The organism is Actinoplanes sandaracinus, assembly GCF_030009775.1.
Classification (GTDB): Bacteria; Actinomycetota; Actinomycetes; order Mycobacteriales; family Micromonosporaceae; genus Actinoplanes; species Actinoplanes sandaracinus.
Map to the genome: position 1 here is coordinate 1 of NZ_JASCTH010000086.1, position 1,655 is coordinate 1,655.

The window sequence follows — 1,655 nt, forward strand, 5'->3', positions numbered from 1 at the left end:
TGAGATGACATGCATCGGCCGTTGCGGTCGGTGAGTTGAGTCGAGGTGTACGCCGTGCGGGGTCTTGACCCGCGGTGTGTCGGAGGGCCTCCTCAGCTCAGACGCAGGTTTCCCTGTGTTGGACATCGATGGTCACGGAGCTTGAGGAGGTCCCTGATGTCGATCGTAGGCGGGTTGGACATCCACCGGAAGCAGCTGACATTCGACTGGGTCGACGAGCAGAACGGGAAATGGGAACGCGGCCGGATCACCCCGGCCGACCGGCAGCACCTGGCGGATTGGCTGACCCGGTTCGACCCCGCCGTGGTCGGGCCGGTGGAATTCGCGATGGAAGGCTGCACCGGCTGGCGCTACATCGCCGAGGAGATGACCAAAGCCGGCGTGATCGCGCACCTGGCCGAACCGGCCGACACCTCCGCGCTGCGCGGCCCGAAACGGCGGGCCAAGACCGACAAGGCCGACGCGAAACTGCTCCGCGAGCTCCTCGCCGCGGGCCGGCTGCCGGAGTGCTACATCCCGCCGGAGCAGGCCTTGGAGTACCGGGCGATGCTGGAGCTCTACCAAGACCTACGCACCCAGCACACCGGCTGGGCACAACGCATCCAAGCCGCCTGCTTCCATCAGGGCGCCACCGCACCCGGACAGGCCGGCATCGTCCGCGGTGACCGGGCCCGGCTCCGGGCCATCATCGACGATCAGCTGTCGATCTCCGGCAGGTTGCAGGCCAACACCGCCCTGGCCATGATGGACACCCTCGCCGACCACCTCGAACGGCTCCGACACCGACTCCTCAACAGTTCCCGCAGCTTGAAGGGCGCCCGGGAGTTGATGCACGAGATCTACGGCGTCGGACCACTCAGCTCGCTAGCCCTGTGCGCGTGGCTCGGCGGCGCCGACCGGTTCTCCTCCTCGCGTAAGGCGGTCCGGTTCGTCGGCCTGGACATCACCGTGCACTCCTCCGACGGCAGACGCAGCCCCGGCCGGCTCTCCCGCCAGGGCCCGGAAGTACTGCGCTGGCTGCTGTTCGAAGCCGCGAAAACCTCCGCCCGCGCGAGCGCCCCCGGCTACGCCTACTACACCCAGGTCAAAGACCGCTACGACGCGAACCGGGCCTGCCTGTCCCAGGCCCGCCGCATCGTCCGGCACGCCACCCACATCCTGACCGGCCTCGGTGACGACGCCTTCACCGTCCTCGCCCAGCCGGCCGCACCCACCACCATCGCCCGCTGAAGGTCACAGACCCGACCCGGCGAGGACCGGCCAGCCCGACATCAACGATGACGGGACCAACAGTGGCCAGCTCCCTCAAACGCACTGTCAGACCGCACCACCACCGCCGACCCCGGCGGTGACCGCGGACGGCCCAGTGAGACTGAGCGGCCGCACCCACGCGAGGGGCCACCCGATCAATCATCATGTCGCGGACACGAACTCATCGTCCGACGGCCATAGGTAAGTCTGGCTGCCACCTTGCCACCACTCCGATCGATCACGCGAGCGAACAACCGACGACCCCAGGAGCTGCCAACAGGACAATCCGAAGCCCCACCAACCACGCTCGCTCAGCGTTTACGCCGCGAGCCGATCCACTACTGCCAGAACAACTCCAACAGCTACAAAAATTACGCTGGACGACCAACACTCATGCAGGTAAG

Annotated in this window: 1 protein-coding gene; it reads left to right on the forward strand. The window is 67.1% G+C overall.

What is annotated here, in order from left to right:
• Nucleotides 1–156 precede the first annotated feature (156 nt).
• Nucleotides 157–1,230, forward strand: coding sequence for an IS110 family RNA-guided transposase (locus tag QLQ12_RS46750; protein ID WP_282767537.1), 1,074 nt, complete (start codon nt 157–159; stop codon nt 1,228–1,230).
• Nucleotides 1,231–1,655: the final 425 nt, after the last annotated feature.